The sequence below is a fragment of the Streptomyces sp. Tu 2975 genome, assembly GCF_009832925.1.
Classification (GTDB): domain Bacteria; phylum Actinomycetota; class Actinomycetes; order Streptomycetales; family Streptomycetaceae; genus Streptomyces.
Genome location: NZ_CP047140.1, coordinates 3,432,995 through 3,448,937 on the forward strand (window position 1 = coordinate 3,432,995; position 15,943 = coordinate 3,448,937).

Consider the following 15,943-nt stretch of genomic DNA (forward strand, 5'->3'; position numbering starts at 1 on the left):
CCGGCCGAAGGCCCGGGTCAGCCGAGCTTGGCCGTCTGGCCGTCGATGACGGCGGTGGGCAGCGGCAGGTCGCCCTCGGGAGCCATCAGGTTGAACGAGGAGAACGACATGAAGGTGCCGCCCTTGCGCACGACGGCCACGTTGAACGGCAGCTTCTCGCCGTCCTGCTCGGCGGTCATCGTCCACGCGACGGCCTCGTCGCCGCCCGAGACCTTGGCCTCGGTCATCTTGACGATCTTCTGCTCCGTGCCGGCCATCGTCATCGTGAACCCGGCGGCACAGGCCGTCCCGGCGGACTTCACCGCCGCGAAGGCGTCGGCAGCCCCTTCGCCCTCGTACGACGAGAGCGCGACCAGCGACGTCGTGATGTCGAAGGCGCCTTCGATCGCGCCGTCCTTGCCGGCGTCCTTGACGTCGGGCTCCGCGGTGGCCCTCCGCTTCACCGTCGCGACCGGCGCGCCCATGGGCGTACCGGCGAGTGCCCGGGCCAGCGGCTCGCACTCGGGCTTCTCCGTCTTGACGTCCTTGGCGGCGATGTCGTCCTGCGGCCCGGCCTTCACGATCTTGTGAGCCTTGACGTCACCCTGGGCGAGCGCGACCTTCTCCAGTTCGGCCGCGGTCAGAGCCTTGGCCGCGGGCTCCGCGGCAGCGGAGTCCTTGCCGTTGCCCTTCTCGTTCGTCCCCCGTCGGAACCCTCGCCACCGCAGGCGGTGACCAGGAGAACCAGTGAGGCCGCGGCGGCGGCCAGAGCAGTACGGCGTACAGCGGTGCTTCGCATCTGCGGTTTCCTCGCGTGATCGCAGCGACCCCTCCCGAGGCGACGGCTCACGCCTGTCCCGCCCCGAATCGCTGCTGGTGAGCCGTACGATAACCCGCCCTGCCGACACCGCCGTCCGGCCCCCCGGCTCACACCTTCGCCCGGTACGCCCGCATGGCCAGCGGATAGAAGACCACGGTGATGCCGGCCGCCCACACCAGCGACCACATCACCGGCTCGGCGACCGGACCGCCGAGCAGCAGCCCGCGGAACGCGTCGGACAGATGCGTCACCGGATTCACGTCGCTGAAGGCCTGCAGCCAGCCGGGCATCGTGTCGACCATCACGAAGGCGCTGCTGGTGAACGTGATCGGGAAGATCAGCGTGAAGCCGAACGCCTGCACCTTCTCCGCGTCACCCGCGAGCATCCCGATGAGAACGGCGCTCCACGACACGGCCGCCGCGAACACCACCAGCAACAGCGCGCCGAGCAGGAACCCGCTCAGTCCCCCGGTCACACGGAAGCCGAGAAGCAGCCCGAGACCGATCATCAGCAGCATGGCCCACACGTGCTTCGCGAGGTCCGCGGTGATACGGCCGACCAGCGGGGCGGAGCGCGCTATGGGCAGGCTGCGCAGCCGGTCGAAGACGCCTTTGGTGAGGTCCGTGTTGAGCGCCATGGCCGTGTACATGGTCATGAAGAGGGTGTTCTGCACGATGATCCCGGGCAGCGCGTACTTCAGATACGCCTCCGGGGAACCGGCCATCTGCCCGCCCAGCACATAGGTGAACAGGAAGACGAACATGATCGGCGTGATGCTGTAGTCGACCAGCTCCAGCGGATTGTGCTTGACCGCCACGAGACTGCGCCAGGCCATCGTGAACGTCTGCCTGAGTCCGTCGAGCGGTTTCACCCGTCCCGACGACCGGCCCGGCGCGAGCGGCATCGTCGTCGCGGTCATGTCGAACTCACCGCCTTCTCCTTCTCGGCCTCGTCGACCGGCCGGCCGGCCTCCTCCGCCTCGCGGGCGGACTCGTCCGGCTGGTCCGACTCCTGCGCCGGCTCGGCCCGGTGCCCGGTCAGCGCCAGGAAGACCTCGTCCAGGGACGAACGGCGCAGCGTCAGCTCGCCCACCGCTATCCCCTCGCGGTCGAGCCTGCGCACGACCGCCGGCATCAGCTCCGCGTCGTTGACCGGCACGGTGACCGCCTCGCCCTCGGTCTGGGTCTGCGACCCGGCGGTCTCCGCCACCAGCGCGCGGGTGCGCGCCAGGTCCTCCGGGGCCAACGGCCTCACCTGGAGCACCTGGCCCCCCACCTCGGACTTCAGCGTGTCCGGCGTGCCCTCGGCGATGACCCGTCCCTTGTCGACGACCACGATGTCGTCGGCGAGCATGTCCGCCTCGTTCAGATACTGGGTGGTCAGCAGCGCGGTGGCGCCGTCGGCCACCAGGGCGCGCACCATGTCCCACAGCTCCCCGCGGCTGTGCGGATCGAGGCCCGTCGTCGGCTCGTCCAGGAACAGGATGCTCGGCCGCCCGACCAGGCTCGCCGCGAGGTCCAGCCTGCGCCGCATGCCGCCGGAGAACGTCTTCACGGCCCGTCCCGCCGCGTCGCTGAGCTGGAACCGGTCCAGCAGTTCACCGGCCCGCGCCTTCGAGTCCCGTCTCGGCAGGCCGAGCAGACGGCCGATGAGCAGCAGGTTCTCGGTGCCGGTGAGATTCTCGTCCACCGCCGCGTACTGCCCGGTGAGGCCTATGAGCGAGCGCACTCTGCCGGCCTCGCGGACGACGTCGTGGCCGGCCACCGTCGCCCGGCCGCCGTCGGGGGTCAGCAGAGTGGCGAAGATCCGTACGGCAGTCGTCTTCCCCGCCCCGTTCGGCCCCAGCAGGCCCAGCACCGAGCCGGTGCGGGCCGCCAGGTCGACGCCTGCCAGCGCTTCGGTCCCCTTGAAACGCTTGACCAGTCCTTCCGCCTGGATCGCATAGGTCATGAGACAACCTCCGGTTCCGCGGACGTCTCGGGTCGGCGCCCACCTCACCCATAACTGTGACGCACGCCACTGACATTCCGTCCCGGAGCCATCGCGGGGCCGCCGCGGCGGGTCCGCTGCGCGTGACCGAGCACACCACCCATAACCGAGTCGCACGCACGACAATGGCCCTGTGATCACTTCGCCGCCACGAAGCGCCCACCGCCGGGCCGAGCACGCGTCGACGCCGTACGTCGACCTCACCCGCGCGGAGTGGAGCGCGCTGCGCGAGAGAACCCCGCTGCCCCTCAGTGCCGAGGAGGTCGAGCAGCTCCGCGGGCTCGGCGACGTCATCGACCTCGACGAGGTGCGGGACGTCTACCTCCCGCTGTCCCGACTCCTGAACCTCTACGTCCAGGCCAGCGCCGGCCTCCGCGGCGCTCTCAACACGTTCCTCGGTGACGCGGGAGGCGGCCACGGCGAACAGCGCGGTACGCCCTTCGTCATAGGGGTCGCCGGCTCCGTCGCCGTCGGCAAGTCGACGGTCGCCCGGCTCCTCCAGGCCCTGCTCGCGCGCTGGCCCGAGCATCCGCGGGTCGAGCTGGTGACCACCGACGGGTTCCTCCTTCCCATGAAGGAGCTCCAGGCCCGCGGGCTGACGTCCCGCAAGGGCTTCCCCGAGTCGTACGACCGCCGGGCGCTGACCCGTTTCGTCGCCGACATCAAGGCCGGCAAGGAAGAGGTCACGGCGCCGGTCTACTCCCACCTCATCTACGACATCGTCCCGGACGAGCGTCTGACCGTGCGCCGCCCGGACATCCTGATCGTCGAAGGGCTGAACGTCCTCCAGCCGGCCCTGCCCGGCAAGGACGGCCGGACCCGGGTCGGTCTCGCCGACTACTTCGACTTCAGCGTGTACGTCGACGCGCGGCCCGAGGACATCGAGACCTGGTACCTCAACCGCTTCCGCAAGCTGCGGGAGACGGCGTTCCAGAATCCTTTCTCCTACTTCAGGAAGTACACGCAGGTCTCCGAGGAGGAGGCACTCGACTACGCCCGCACCATGTGGCGGACCATCAACAAGCCCAATCTGCTGGAAAACGTGGCCCCCACCCGGGGCCGCGCCACACTGGTGCTGCGTAAGGGCCCGGACCACAAGGTGCAGCGGCTGTCACTGCGCAAGCTCTAGGAGACACCTACGTGCTGCATCTGCGTCTGATCACCCCGGCCGACCGCACCGCGGAGGTGCTCGGCCTGCTCGAGAAGACCGTGGGCACGGCGCATCTCGCGGTCGTCCCCGGGGCGGCCCGCGACCCGCAGGGCGACCTGGTGATGTGCGACGTGGCGCGCGAGGCGGGCGACGAGCTGCTCGCCGGACTGCGCGACCTCGGCATCGACGAATGCGGCTCCGTCGCCGTGGAGAACATCGACCTCTCGCTGTCGCACCGCGCGGATCGGGCCGAGAAGGCGGCGCCCGGTGAGGCCGCGGACGCGGTCCTGTGGGAACAGTTGACGGACGCCACGCACGAGGAGTCCACGCTCAGCGTCACCTACCTCGCGTTCCTCACGCTGGCGATGATGATCGCCGCCTGCGGTGTGGTGCTGGACAACGCGATCCTGATCGTGGGGGCGATGGCGGTCGGTCCTGAGTTCGGCCCGCTGGCCGGATTCTGCACGGCCGTGGTCCGCCGCGCCCCGCGGCTGGCGATGCGGTCGTTCCTGGCCCTGATCGTCGGGTTCGCCGCGGCGATGCTGGTGACGGTGGGCTTCAGCCTCTTCATGGACGCGGTGAATCTCTTCGAGCTGTCGAAGCTGAAGGCGGAACGCCCCAACACCAGCTTCATCTACAACCCGGACTGGTTCTCGTTCGTCGTCGCCCTGCTGGCCGGGGCGGCCGGGATGCTTTCGCTCACCTCGTCGAAGTCGGGCGCCCTCGTCGGCGTCGCCATCTCCGTGACCACGGTGCCCGCCGCGGCGAACGCGGCGGTCGCGTTCAGCTACAGCTACTACGGGCAGGCCTGGGGCTCGACCGAGCAGCTGCTGCTGAACCTGCTGGGCATCGTGCTGGCCGGGACGCTGACACTGCTGGCACAGAAGTTCTTCTGGACCAGGAAGCGCTTGCGCACCGCGGCCGTGAAGACCGGGTGACACCGGCGTGGACACACGGACGCCCGGTCCGGGACACAGGTCCCGAACCGGGCGTACGCACTTCTACGGTGTGACTCAGCCGAGCGCGGACTTCACCACGTCGGCCAGCCGTCCCGCGACGCACCGGGCCTGCTCGATGTCCGCGGCCTCGACCATGACCCGCACGAGCGGCTCCGTACCGGAGGGGCGCAGGAGCACCCGGCCGGTGGAGCCGAGCTCGCGCTCGGCCTCGGTGACCGCGTGCGAGAGCTCCGCGGAGGTCTGCACCCGGGACTTGTCCACGTCGGGCACGTTCACGAGGACCTGCGGCAGGCGCTCCATCACGCCGGCCAGGTCGGCCAGCGTCCGGCCCGTCGCCGCGACGCGTGCCGCCAGCATCAGACCGGTCAGCGTGCCGTCGCCGGTCGTGGCGTGGTCGAGCACGATCACGTGGCCGGACTGCTCGCCGCCGAGGCCGAAGCCGTGCGCCTTCATGGCCTCCAGGACATAACGGTCGCCGACCGCCGTCTGCACCAGCTCGACGCCCTCGCGCTCCATCGCCAGCTTGAAGCCCAGGTTGGACATCACGGTGGCGACCACGGTGTCGCCGCGCAGCGTTCCCGCCTCGCGCATGGCGAGCGCCAGCACGGCGAGGATCTGGTCCCCGTCGATCTCGTTGCCCTGCGCGTCCACCGCGAGGCAGCGGTCGGCGTCACCGTCGTGCGCGATGCCGAGGTCGGCGCCGTGCTCGACGACGGCGGCCTTCAGCATCTCCAGGTGCGTGGACCCGCAGCCGTCGTTGATGTTGAGGCCGTCGGGCTCCGCGCCGATCGTGACGACCTCCGCGCCGGCCCGCGCGAACGCCTCGGGCGAGACGCGGGAGGCGGCCCCGTGCGCCTCGTCGAGGACGACCTTGAGTCCGTCGAGGCGGTTGGGCAGCACGGCGATGAGGTGGGCGACGTACTTGTCGAAGCCCTCGTCGTAGTCCGTCACCCGGCCGACGCCCGAGCCCGTCGGCCGCTCCCACGGCTCACCGGTCCGGTGCTGGTCGTAGACCTGCTCGATACGGTCCTCGAGCTCGTCCGCGAGCTTGTGTCCGCCGCGTGCGAAGAACTTGATGCCGTTGTCCGGCATGGCGTTGTGGCTCGCGGAGAGCATCACGCCGAGGTCGGCGCCGAGCGCCCCGGTGAGGTACGCCACGGCCGGGGTCGGCAGCACGCCGACGCGCAGCACGTCGACGCCCGCGCTCGCCAGGCCGGCCACGACGGCGGCCTCCAGGAACTCTCCGGATGCGCGGGGGTCACGGCCGACCACCGCGGTCGGGCGATGGCCCGCGAACGTGCCCGCTTCTGCGAGCACATGTGCCGCCGCGACCGACAGACCGAGCGCGAGCTCTGCCGTCAGATCCGCGTTGGCGACGCCGCGTACACCGTCCGTACCGAAGAGTCGTCCCACTGTTGTTCCTCCGAGAATGCTGAATGCTCGAACCGTTGTTCGCCCGAGGCAGTCGATAGACGAACGCCCCGGCAGCACGGAGTGCCGCCGGGGCGAACGAAAAGCCGTACAGGATGTCTGCAGGCCAGCGTGCGATTTAGCGCTTGCTGTACTGCGGGGCCTTACGGGCCTTCTTGAGACCGGCCTTCTTGCGCTCGACCGCACGGTCGTCGCGGGAGAGGAAGCCGGCCTTCTTGAGGGCGCCGCGGTTGTTGTCCACGTCGGCCTCGTTCAGCGCGCGGGCCACACCGAGGCGCAGGGCGCCGGCCTGGCCGGACACGCCGCCACCCGAGATACGGGCGATGACGTCGTAGCGGTTGTCGAGCTCGAGCACCTTGAAGGGCTCGTTGACTTCCTGCTGGTGCACCTTGTTCGGGAAGTAGTCCTCGAGGGTGCGACCGTTGATCTTCCACTTGCCGGTGCCCGGAACGATCCGGACGCGGGCAATGGCGTTCTTGCGACGGCCCAGGCCGGCGGCCGGCTGCGGGTCGCCGAAGCGGGACGCCGTGGACTCGGTGGTGTACTCACCCTCGACCGGGGCGTCCGACTCGAAGGTGGTGACCTCCGCGTAGGTCTCTTCGCCCTCGACGGGGGTCTCAACAGTGGTCTCGGCCACGATTCTCCTCAGATTTCTTTTCGTCTTAGGGGGTGGCCGGAACTACTGCGCGACCTGGGTGATCTCGAACGGGACCGGCTGCTGAGCAGCGTGCGGGTGCTGGTCACCCGCGTAGATCTTCAGCTTCGAGAGCATCTGACGGCCCAGGGTGTTCTTGGGGATCATGCCCTTGATGGCCTTCTCCACAGCCTTTTCCGGGCTCTTGGCAAGAAGCTCGTCGTAGCGGACGGAACGCAGACCACCCGGGTAACCGGAGTGGCGGTACGCCATCTTCTGAGTCTTCTTGTTGCCGGAGAGGTGGACCTTCTCGGCGTTGATGATGATGACGAAGTCACCCATGTCCATGTGCGGGGCATAGGTCGGCTTGTGCTTGCCCCGGAGGAGGTTCGCTGCCGTAGTCGCCAGACGGCCCAGGACGATGTCCTGCGCGTCGATGATGTGCCACTGGCGCGTGACATCGCCGGGCTTGGGGCTGTACGTACGCACGGTCGTAGCCTTCGCTTCTTCAGTGAGTGTGGTCCTGACAAGGCCACCCGGACGATCACGACAGCCCTGGCGGCACGCGGGGACGCAACCCGAATGCCTGCCGCTGGTCATCGGCCCGGTGGACCGGCGTAAGGGCCCCTCACGTGAGATAGAGCAAGCCAATACGCATAACGAACCAGCAGAATACCTGTCTGCCCCCTGGCGGGTCAAAACGCGTCCACGGCCCCCCGGCACGCGGGAGCCGGACCGCCCCTCCCGGCGGCTATCGCACCCGTTCCACGCGCCGCTCGTCCCACACCGGCTCCGGTGTCTCGCGGACGACCCCGTCCGAGCCGAAGACCAGATACCGGTCGAAGGAGCGCGCGAACCACCGGTCGTGCGTCACGGCCAGCACCGTGCCGTCGTAGGCCTCGAGCCCCTCCTGGAGCGCCTCCGCCGACTCCAGGTCCAGGTTGTCCGTCGGCTCGTCGAGCAGCAGGGCCGTGGTCCCCGCGAGCTCCAGCAGCAGGATCTGGAAACGCGCCTGCTGTCCGCCGGAGAGCTTCTCGAAGGGCTGGTCGCCCTGGCGCTCCAGTTCGTAGCGCCTCAGGACCGACATCGCCCCGCCCCGGTCCTTGGCGTGCTCCGTCCACAGGATGTCGACGAGCGTGCGGCCCAGCAACTCGGGATGGGCGTGGGTCTGGGCGAAGTGCCCGGGCACGACCCGTGCCCCCAGTTTCCACTCCCCTGTGTGGGCCACCGAGGCGTCGCCCGCAAGCAGCCGCAGGAAGTGGGACTTGCCCGACCCGTTGGAACCGAGGACCGCCACCCGCTCCCCGTAGAAGACCTCCAGCGAGAAGGGCTTCATCAGGCCGGACAGCTCCAGCCCCTTGCAGGTCAGCGCGCGCACGCCGGTGCGTCCGCCCCGCAGCCGCATCCTGATGTCCTGCTCCCTCGGCGGCTCCGGCGGCGGGCCGGCCTCCTCGAACTTCTTGAAGCGGGTCTGCATCGCCCGGTACCGCGAGGCCATGTCAGGGCTGTTCGCCGCCTGCTGCCGCAGCCGCAGCACCAGCGCCTTCAACCGGGCGTGCTCCTCGTCCCAGCGCCGCTTCAGCTCCTCGAAGCGCGCGAAGCGCTCCCGCCGCGCCTCGTGGAACGTGGCGAAGCCACCGCCGTGGATCCACACGTCCGACCCGGCCGGACCCGGCTCCACCGCCACGATCCGCTCCGCGGCCCTGGCCAGCAGCTCCCGGTCGTGGGAGACGAACAGAACGGTCTTACGGGTCTCCTTCAGCCGGTCCTCGAGCCAGCGCTTGCCGGGCACGTCCAGATAGTTGTCCGGCTCGTCGAGCAGCAGCACCTCGTCGGGGCCGCGCAGCAGCGCCTCCAGCACGAGCCGCTTCTGCTCACCCCCGGAGAGCGTCCGCACCTGGCGCCACTGCGCCTTCTCGTACGGCATCCCGAGCGCCGCCGTGGTGCACATGTCCCAGACGGTCTCCGCCTCGTACCCACGCGCCTCCGCCCAGTCGCTCAGCGCCTGCGCGTACCGCATCTGCGCGGCCTCGTCGTCGACGGTCATGATGGCGTGCTCCGCGGAGTCCACCGCGGCCGCCGCCTCCCTGATCCGCGGCTGGGCCACGGACACCAGAAGATCGCGGACGGTGCGCTCGTCACGCACCGAGCCGACGAACTGCCGCATCACGCCGAGTCCGCCGCTGACGCTCACCGAACCGCCGTGCGGCTGGATCTCCCCCGCGATCAGCCGCAGCAGCGTGGTCTTGCCTGCGCCGTTGGCCCCCACCAGCGCCGCCACCGCGCCCTCGCCGACCCGGAACGAGGCGTCGGCGAGGAGCGGACGCCCGTCCGGCAGGTAGTACTCGAGATGCGCGGCCTCTACATGTCCCATGGGGCCGATTCTGACTGCCGGGACCGGCCACGCCCAACAGGTTTAGGATGCGCGGCATGAGCTTCGGGCAGGGGGGACCACAGTGGGGGTCCGGCGGACAGGACCAGAACCCGTACAACCAGGGCCAGTACGGACAGAACCAGTACGGCCAGGGAACGGGCCGGTACGGTCAGAGCCAGTACGGCCAGGACTCCTTCGATCCGTTCGGCGACCGGTCGGGCGGTGACGGCACGCCCGACTGGGCCGCGCTCGCCGACGCCTCGGCCGCCCGTGCCCGCCGCAGGCGCTGGCTCATGGTCGGCGGTGGCGCACTGGCGACCGCGCTCATAGCCGGCGCCGTCGCCACCGCGATCGTCTCGTCCAACAAGGACGGCGACGACACCGCCTCGGACAAGAACAGCAGCCGGCTCCCCGCGCCGCCGGACCTGCCGCAGAACACCACCGCGCCGGAGCCGTCCTTCTCCTCCGTGGCGCCGCTGCCGCCGCCGAACCCGAAGGACTTCGTCTCCGAGCGCAAGAAGGACACCCTGCCGCTGAGCGCCGAGACGCTGTTCCCCGGCAAGAAGCTGACGATGGGCGACCGCGTGTACGACAAGGGGGCGCTGGCCCGCACCGGCAACTGCGCCTCCGCCGTCAAGGGCGCACTGGCGACCGCCCTCGAGAAGAACGGCTGCGAGCAGGTCTTCCGCGCCACCTACAGCAAGGACGGCATCGCGGTCACGATCGCCGTCGCCACCTTCGAGAACGAGGCGAAGGCGAAGAAGGCCCTCCAGCAGGCGTCGGGCAGCGTCGTGCCGCTGCCGGGCGCGGGCGTGCCCGCGTTCTGCAAGGGCGGCCCGGTGTGCCGCTCCACCTTCAACGCCTACGGCCGCTACGCCTACTTCACGACCACCGGCTACACCAAGGCCAAGTCCGTCACCAAGCAGGACACCAAGGCCTTCCAGACCGGCGACGACCTGGGCGAGTTCACGTTCCGCCAGATCGTCCGCCGTGGCGAGGCCCAGGCCTCCGCGGCGGCCTCGGCCCCGGCGGGGTAGCCCGGGCCAAGGACGGCGCCACCGGTCCCACGTTGCCGCGCGGCGGCGGGACAGCCGCGCTCACCGCGGCACTCGGCGGCGTTTCGTGGTTCTGGGCCGCGGGCTGCCGCACCGTCCGACCGCTAGACCGAAGGGGCGGGCACCACCGGCGCCCGCCCTCCTTCAACTCCTTGGCCCCACAACGGCCGTCAGGCCGCCCTGCGCCGCCTTGCCACGACGAAGAGGACGCCCAACCTGCCGAACTGCCGCCGCAGCGCCCACGCCGGTCACCAGCGCGGGCGAACCGGTCGAGCCGGGCCCCCGTTCGCGGACCGGCCGGCGAGGCGAAGGTGGTCCTGGGAGCCCGGATTCAGCAGCAGCCCGCCGACGCGGCAGGCAGCGAACGCCTGTTGCGCGCCTCTTTGTTCCGCGCGGCGAGCAACTCGTCGGCCGGGTAGCCGACTTCCTCCAGCGTGAGTCCGTGCGGCCGTACGACGTGGACCGCCGAGTCGCGCACACCGGCGGCCAGGACCTTCGCCGGCCACTCGGCGGGCCGGTGACCGTCGCCGACGAACAGCAGCGCGCCGACCAGCGAGCGCACCATGTTGTGACAGAAGGCGTCGGCCTTCACGGTCGCGGTGATGACGCCGGACGGGTCGCGTTCCCACGACAGTTGCTGGAGCGTGCGGATGGTCGTCGCACCGTCGCGCTTCTTGCAGTACGCCGCGAAGTCGTGCTCCCCGACCAGTCCGGCCGAGGCCTCGTTCATCGCGGCCACGTCCAACGGCCAGTCGTGCCAGAGCACATGACCGCGCAGCAGCGGGTCGACCCCACCGGGGTTGTCCGTCACCCGGTACGCGTACCGCCGCCATATCGCCGAGAAGCGCGCGTTGAACCCCTCGGGCGCTTCCGCCACGCTCCAGATCCGCACATCGCGCGAGAGCCGGCCGGCCAGTCGCTTGAGCAGCTTCTCCCGGTGCTCCGCCCACAGCTCCAAGGGCAGATCCACGTGCGCCACCTGGCCGCGCGCGTGCACCCCGGCGTCGGTGCGTCCGGCGACGGTGAGCTCGTACGTCGTCCGCGAGCGCGTGACCGTGCGCAGGGCGTCCTCGATCTCGCCCTGCACAGTTCGCCGGCCGCCGGCCTGCTTCGCCCAGCCGGAGAAGTCCTTGCCGTCGTACGAAAGATCCATCCGCACCCGTACGTAGCCGGGCTCCACCTCGTCGCTCACGCGATCCATCCTCTCAACTTCACGCGGAACGGGCCCGCCCCCAGTGGGGAACGGGCCCGCTCGACGAACCTGCAATCGGGCTCAGGCGTCCTTCGACTCCTCGGCCGGAGCCTCAGCGGCCTCGTCGGCCTTGGACTCGGCGGCCTCGTCCTTCTTCAGGGCGTCTTCCTTGACCGCGCGCTTCGTGGCGGCCTCGGCCTCGGCCACGGTCGCCTTCTTCGCGATCTCGCCCTCGACGAGCTCGATCACGGCCATCGGGGCGTTGTCGCCACGGCGGTTGCCGATCTTGGTGATACGGGTGTAGCCACCCGGACGCTCGGCGTAACGCGGAGCGATCTCGGTGAAGAGCGTGTGCACGATGCCCTTGTCCGTGATCGTCTGCAGCACCAGACGACGGTTGTGGATGTCGCCCTTCTTCGCCTTGGTGATCAGGCGCTCGGCGACCGGACGCAGGCGGCGGGCCTTGGCCTCGGTCGTGGTGATGCGGCCGTGCTCGAACAGCGACTTCGCCAGGTTCGCGAGAAGAAGCTTCTCGTGAGCGGCGCTGCCACCGAAACGGGCTCCCTTGGTGGGACGCGGCATGGGGTTTCTCCTTGTGATCTGCACCGGCCGTATCAGGTACCGGTGTCAGTTCCCTCCCGGCGGTCGCCGGAGGGTGTGCGGGGAGCCGGGGCTCCCCGCAAGCCTTCTCAGTACTGCTCGGTCTCGACGAAGCCCGCGTCCGCGTCGTCGTCGGCGCCGAAGGCGTCGGCGGCGGCGGTCGGGTCGAATCCGGGCGGGCTGTCCTTGAGGGCCAGGCCCATGCCGGCCAGCTTCGCCTTGACCTCGTCGATCGACTTCGCACCGAAGTTGCGGATGTCGAGCAGGTCGGCCTCGGAGCGCGCCACGAGCTCACCCACGGAGTGGATGCCCTCACGCTTGAGGCAGTTGTACGAACGAACGGTGAGCTCGAGCTCCTCGATCGGCAGCGCCAGGTCGGCGGCAAGGGCGGCGTCCGTGGGGGACGGGCCCATGTCGATGCCCTCGGCGTCGATGTTCAGCTCACGGGCCAGACCGAACAGCTCGACCAGGGTCTTACCGGCGGACGCCATGGCGTCACGCGGGCGCATGGCCTGCTTGGTCTCGACGTCGACGATCAGCTTGTCGAAGTCGGTGCGCTGCTCGACTCGGGTCGCCTCGACCTTGTAGGTGACCTTGAGGACCGGCGAGTAGATGGAGTCGACCGGGATACGGCCGATCTCCTGGCCCACCTGCTTGTTCTGCACGGCGGAGACGTAGCCGCGACCGCGCTCGACGGTCAGCTCCATCTCCAGCTTGCCCTTGCCGTTCAGCGTGGCGAGCACCAGGTCGGGGTTGTGCACCTCGACACCGGCCGGCGGGGCGATGTCAGCAGCGGTGACCAGGCCGGGACCCTGCTTGCGCAGGTACATCACGACCGGCTCGTCGTGCTCCGAGGAGACGACCAGCTGCTTGATGTTCAGGATGAGGTCGGTGACGTCCTCCTTGACACCCGGCACGGTGGTGAACTCGTGCAGGACACCGTCGATGCGGATGGACGTGACGGCCGCACCCGGGATCGAGGAGAGGAGCGTACGGCGGAGCGAGTTGCCGAGGGTGTAACCGAAGCCCGGCTCGAGGGGCTCGATCACGAACCGCGAGCGGTACTCGTCGACGACCTCTTCGGTCAGCGAGGGACGCTGAGCGATAAGCATGGTGTGTTTCCTTCAGTCATGGATGCCCGCTATTTGACACCCGACAGGTACTGCGTACTGCAAGGGTACGGGCGGTACGCCCCACAGGGGACCTACCGCCCGAAAGCCCTACGTCGACCCAGATGCGTCACGCACCTGGGATCAGACGCGCCTCCGCTTGGGGGACGGCAGCCGTTGTGCGGCGTGGGGGTGACGTCCTGGATCGAGCCGACCTCGAGGCCGGTGGCCTGGAGGGAGCGGATCGCGGTCTCACGGCCGGAGCCGGGACCCTTGACGAAGACGTCGACCTTGCGCATGCCGTGCTCCTGCGCGCGGCGGGCGGCCGACTCGGCGGCCATCTGCGCGGCGAAGGGGGTGGACTTGCGCGAGCCCTTGAAGCCGACGTGGCCGGCGGAGGCCCAGGAGATCACGTTGCCGCTCGGGTCCGTGATGGACACGATCGTGTTGTTGAACGTGCTCTTGATGTGCGCGTGGCCGTGAGCGACGTTCTTCTTTTCCTTGCGGCGCACCTTCTTGGCAGCGCCCTGACGACCCTTGGGGGCATCTATAACTCCTACGGGGAGGTGGTCGGTCCTACAGCGAAGACCGCTGGTAAAGCGTGTCCGCTGAGGACTACTTCTTGCCCGGCTTCTTCTTACCGGCGATCGCGCGACGCGGGCCCTTGCGGGTACGAGCGTTCGTGCTGGTGCGCTGACCGTGGACCGGCAGGCCGCGGCGGTGACGCAGACCCTGGTAGCAGCCGATCTCGACCTTGCGGCGGATGTTGGCCTGGATGTCGCGGCGGAGGTCACCTTCCGTCTGGAAGTTGACATCCACGTACTCGCGAATCTTGACCAGGTCCTCTTCGGCCAGGTCACGAACGCGGACGTTCGGGTCGACACCGGTGGCGGCGAGGGTCTCCTGCGACCGGGTGCGCCCGATGCCGAAAACGTAGGTGAGGGCGACCTCAATACGCTTGTCGCGCGGGAGGTCAACGCCTTCAAGGCGTGCCATTCATGGCTCCTGATGTAGTCGGAGGTCTTCCACAGAGCCGTTCCGTGGCCGCCGCCCCTTGAACAAGAGAGGGAGGTACGGACCAGGTCCCCGGCCTCCACCGGAGGTGTCGCCGACCGTAGTCAGGCGGGCTCTGCGTATGTACGAATTTACGTGCGTCGCGCGATGAACTGCGAGTGCAGGTGGTCGTGCGTCAGCCCTGGCGCTGCTTGTGGCGCAGGTTGTCGCAGATGACCATGACCCGGCCGTGACGGCGGATCACCTTGCACTTGTCGCAGATCTTCTTGACGCTCGGCTTGACCTTCATGGGATGTGAGGTTCTCCGGGTCAGTGCCGACACCCCGCGAGGGGGGTGCGACAAGATCTACTTGTACCGGTAGACGATCCGGCCACGCGTCAGGTCGTACGGGGAGAGCTCCACGACGACCCGGTCGTCCGGGAGGATACGGATGTAGTGCATCCGCATCTTGCCGGAGATGTGCGCGAGGACCTTGTGACCGTTCTGGAGCTCCACCTTGAACATGGCGTTCGGGAGGGACTCGATCACGGTGCCCTCGATTTCGATGGCACCTTGCTTCTTGGCCACGCTTCGCCTTTCGAATCGGCTACCTTGATCGACTCCCGTCACCGCGTGAGGACACACGGGTACACGAGAGCCGACGCATCAGTCTACGTCAGGCCATTCGAAAAGACGAATCCGGCAAGTGTGCCCAACGCGAGAGATCGTTAAGCGGCGCGGGCGCCCGAAGACGCGCCGCGGCCGCGCGTCGCGCAAGGGGTCTCCCCAGGCCCTCAGGGCCGAGGGGAAGGGTCCGGTGCCGCCGTGATGCCCAGCTCCGCCAGTTTCGCCTTGCCGCCGTCGTGGGCGGTCAGGACCAGCGGACCCTCCTCCGTCAGCGCGACCGAGTGCTCCCAGTGGGAGGACCAGGTGCCGTCGGTGGTGATGACCGTCCAGTCGTCGGAGAGGACCTCCGTGTGCGGCGTGCCGAGCGACACCATCGGCTCGATGGCCAGGCAGAAGCCGGGGACCAGCTTGGGGCCCTTGCCGCGCTTGCGTGAGACGTAGTTCAGCAGGTGCGGGTCCATGTGCATCTCGGTGCCGATGCCGTGGCCGCCGTAGTCCTCGATGATCCCGTACTTGCCGGTCGCCGGGCGAGGCTGGCGGCGGATGTAGGTCTCGATGGCGCGGGACACGTCGACGAGCCGGTTGCCGTTCTTCATCGCGGCGATGCCGGCCCACATCGACTCCTCGGTCACCCGGGACAGCTCGAGGAGCTCCGGAGCGTGGCCGTTGCCCACGAAGGCCGTGTAGGCGGCGTCCCCGTGCCAGCCGTCGACGATGGCGCCACAGTCGATGGAGATGATGTCGCCGTCCTTGAGGACGGTCTTGTCGTCCGGGATGCCGTGGACGACGACCTCGTTGACCGAGGTGCAGATCGTCGCGGGGAAGCCTCCGTAGCCGAGGAAGTTCGACTTCGCGCCGCGGTCGGCGATCACCTTGCGGGCGACCTCGTCGAGGTCCTTGGTCGTGGCGCCGGGCACCGCGGCCTTGCGGGTCGCGTCGTGGATGGCGGCGACGACCAGTCCCGCCTCGCGCATCTTCGCGATCTGCTCGGGGGTCTTGATCTGCACCATTGCGGCGGGCGCCTTTCTG

18 protein-coding genes are annotated in these 15,943 nt (G+C 69.3%); 3 read left to right on the forward strand and 15 right to left on the reverse strand.

All coding sequences use genetic code 11. From position 1 onward, the window contains the following. Nucleotides 1-17 precede the first annotated feature (17 nt). The 3 genes from GLX30_RS14965 to GLX30_RS14975 all read right to left on the reverse strand — a co-directional run bounded on the left by GLX30_RS14965 (nucleotide 18) and on the right by GLX30_RS14975 (nucleotide 2,750). Nucleotides 18-560 carry a hypothetical protein gene (locus GLX30_RS14965; RefSeq protein ID WP_347879755.1) on the reverse strand — a complete coding sequence of 181 codons (543 nt, stop codon included), beginning with the start codon at nucleotides 558-560 and terminating at the stop codon, nucleotides 18-20. Nucleotides 561-906: 346 nt separating this feature from the next. Continuing rightward, nucleotides 907-1,719 (reverse strand): ABC transporter permease, encoded by an 813-nt coding sequence (locus GLX30_RS14970; RefSeq protein ID WP_159688520.1) that lies wholly within the window; start codon nucleotides 1,717-1,719, stop codon nucleotides 907-909. Then, complete coding sequence (locus GLX30_RS14975; protein WP_159688523.1) at nucleotides 1,716-2,750, reverse strand: ATP-binding cassette domain-containing protein; 1,035 nt, start codon at nucleotides 2,748-2,750, stop codon at nucleotides 1,716-1,718. The genes GLX30_RS14970 and GLX30_RS14975 overlap by 4 nt, the downstream gene beginning before the upstream one ends. A gap of 172 nt (nucleotides 2,751-2,922) precedes the next feature. Between GLX30_RS14975 and coaA the strand changes: the two genes are divergently transcribed. Continuing rightward, nucleotides 2,923-3,918: a type I pantothenate kinase gene (gene coaA / locus GLX30_RS14980; RefSeq protein WP_159688526.1), complete on the forward strand. Its 996-nt coding sequence runs from the start codon at nucleotides 2,923-2,925 to the stop codon at nucleotides 3,916-3,918. An 11-nt stretch (nucleotides 3,919-3,929) separates the two neighbouring features. Beyond that, nucleotides 3,930-4,877 (forward strand): DUF389 domain-containing protein, encoded by a 948-nt coding sequence (locus GLX30_RS14985; protein WP_159688529.1) that lies wholly within the window; start codon nucleotides 3,930-3,932, stop codon nucleotides 4,875-4,877. 75 nt (nucleotides 4,878-4,952) lie between these two features. On the opposite strand, the gene glmM is transcribed toward GLX30_RS14985, so the two are convergent. The 4 genes from glmM to GLX30_RS15005 all read right to left on the reverse strand — a co-directional run bounded on the left by glmM (nucleotide 4,953) and on the right by GLX30_RS15005 (nucleotide 9,337). Then, nucleotides 4,953-6,311 carry a phosphoglucosamine mutase gene (glmM, locus tag GLX30_RS14990; RefSeq protein ID WP_159688533.1) on the reverse strand — a complete coding sequence of 453 codons (1,359 nt, stop codon included), beginning with the start codon at nucleotides 6,309-6,311 and terminating at the stop codon, nucleotides 4,953-4,955. Between the two features lie 136 nt (nucleotides 6,312-6,447). Beyond that, nucleotides 6,448-6,966 carry a 30S ribosomal protein S9 gene (rpsI, locus tag GLX30_RS14995; RefSeq protein ID WP_159688536.1) on the reverse strand — a complete coding sequence of 173 codons (519 nt, stop codon included), beginning with the start codon at nucleotides 6,964-6,966 and terminating at the stop codon, nucleotides 6,448-6,450. Between the two features lie 42 nt (nucleotides 6,967-7,008). After that, the gene (gene rplM / locus GLX30_RS15000; protein ID WP_005313471.1) at nucleotides 7,009-7,452 is read right to left on the reverse strand and encodes a 50S ribosomal protein L13; all 444 of its coding nucleotides are present in this window, start codon (nucleotides 7,450-7,452) and stop codon (nucleotides 7,009-7,011) included. A gap of 262 nt (nucleotides 7,453-7,714) precedes the next feature. After that, nucleotides 7,715-9,337 (reverse strand): ATP-binding cassette domain-containing protein, encoded by a 1,623-nt coding sequence (locus GLX30_RS15005; protein ID WP_159688541.1) that lies wholly within the window; start codon nucleotides 9,335-9,337, stop codon nucleotides 7,715-7,717. A 56-nt stretch (nucleotides 9,338-9,393) separates the two neighbouring features. Here GLX30_RS15005 and GLX30_RS15010 point away from each other — a divergent pair, with 56 nt between their 5' ends. Further along, on the forward strand, nucleotides 9,394-10,374 hold the full coding sequence (locus tag GLX30_RS15010) for a hypothetical protein (RefSeq protein ID WP_159688545.1): 981 nt from the start codon (nucleotides 9,394-9,396) through the stop codon (nucleotides 10,372-10,374). A gap of 349 nt (nucleotides 10,375-10,723) precedes the next feature. Here the strand turns inward: GLX30_RS15010 and truA are convergent, their stop codons facing one another. The 8 genes from truA to map all read right to left on the reverse strand — a co-directional run bounded on the left by truA (nucleotide 10,724) and on the right by map (nucleotide 15,924). After that, entirely contained in the window at nucleotides 10,724-11,584 is an 861-nt protein-coding gene (gene truA, locus GLX30_RS15015; protein WP_159688548.1) for a tRNA pseudouridine(38-40) synthase TruA, read from the reverse strand. An 81-nt stretch (nucleotides 11,585-11,665) separates the two neighbouring features. Further along, complete coding sequence (gene rplQ / locus GLX30_RS15020; protein WP_159688553.1) at nucleotides 11,666-12,166, reverse strand: 50S ribosomal protein L17; 501 nt, start codon at nucleotides 12,164-12,166, stop codon at nucleotides 11,666-11,668. A 107-nt stretch (nucleotides 12,167-12,273) separates the two neighbouring features. Beyond that, on the reverse strand, nucleotides 12,274-13,296 hold the full coding sequence (locus GLX30_RS15025) for a DNA-directed RNA polymerase subunit alpha (RefSeq protein WP_003956430.1): 1,023 nt from the start codon (nucleotides 13,294-13,296) through the stop codon (nucleotides 12,274-12,276). 92 nt (nucleotides 13,297-13,388) lie between these two features. Then, a complete protein-coding gene (gene rpsK, locus GLX30_RS15030) occupies nucleotides 13,389-13,844 on the reverse strand; it encodes a 30S ribosomal protein S11 (RefSeq protein ID WP_244258458.1) in 456 nt (151 codons plus the stop codon). A 64-nt stretch (nucleotides 13,845-13,908) separates the two neighbouring features. Further along, nucleotides 13,909-14,289, reverse strand: a complete 381-nt coding sequence (gene rpsM / locus GLX30_RS15035; RefSeq protein WP_159688557.1) for a 30S ribosomal protein S13 — start codon at nucleotides 14,287-14,289, stop codon at nucleotides 13,909-13,911. 193 nt (nucleotides 14,290-14,482) lie between these two features. Beyond that, entirely contained in the window at nucleotides 14,483-14,596 is a 114-nt protein-coding gene (gene rpmJ, locus GLX30_RS15040) for a 50S ribosomal protein L36 (RefSeq protein ID WP_003956441.1), read from the reverse strand. Nucleotides 14,597-14,653: 57 nt separating this feature from the next. Beyond that, nucleotides 14,654-14,875: a translation initiation factor IF-1 gene (gene infA, locus GLX30_RS15045; RefSeq protein WP_003956442.1), complete on the reverse strand. Its 222-nt coding sequence runs from the start codon at nucleotides 14,873-14,875 to the stop codon at nucleotides 14,654-14,656. A 206-nt stretch (nucleotides 14,876-15,081) separates the two neighbouring features. Then, nucleotides 15,082-15,924, reverse strand: a complete 843-nt coding sequence (gene map, locus GLX30_RS15050) for a type I methionyl aminopeptidase (RefSeq protein WP_159688562.1) — start codon at nucleotides 15,922-15,924, stop codon at nucleotides 15,082-15,084. Nucleotides 15,925-15,943: the final 19 nt, after the last annotated feature.

What these genes read in the sequence shown, in the direction of transcription:
- GLX30_RS15025 (WP_003956430.1), bottom strand. Translation starts at nt 13,296, where the DNA reads ATGCTTATCGCTCAGCGTCCCTCGCTGACCGAAGAGGTCGTCGACGAG.
- rpmJ (WP_003956441.1), bottom strand. Translation starts at nt 14,596, where the DNA reads ATGAAGGTCAAGCCGAGCGTCAAGAAGATCTGCGACAAGTGCAAGGTG.
- rplQ (WP_159688553.1), bottom strand. Translation starts at nt 12,166, where the DNA reads ATGCCGCGTCCCACCAAGGGAGCCCGTTTCGGTGGCAGCGCCGCTCAC.
- GLX30_RS15005 (WP_159688541.1), bottom strand. Translation starts at nt 9,337, where the DNA reads ATGGGACATGTAGAGGCCGCGCATCTCGAGTACTACCTGCCGGACGGG.
- GLX30_RS14975 (WP_159688523.1), bottom strand. Translation starts at nt 2,750, where the DNA reads ATGACCTATGCGATCCAGGCGGAAGGACTGGTCAAGCGTTTCAAGGGG.
- map (WP_159688562.1), bottom strand. Translation starts at nt 15,924, where the DNA reads ATGGTGCAGATCAAGACCCCCGAGCAGATCGCGAAGATGCGCGAGGCG.
- GLX30_RS14970 (WP_159688520.1), bottom strand. Translation starts at nt 1,719, where the DNA reads ATGACCGCGACGACGATGCCGCTCGCGCCGGGCCGGTCGTCGGGACGG.
- GLX30_RS15010 (WP_159688545.1), top strand. Translation starts at nt 9,394, where the DNA reads ATGAGCTTCGGGCAGGGGGGACCACAGTGGGGGTCCGGCGGACAGGAC.
- rpsM (WP_159688557.1), bottom strand. Translation starts at nt 14,289, where the DNA reads ATGGCACGCCTTGAAGGCGTTGACCTCCCGCGCGACAAGCGTATTGAG.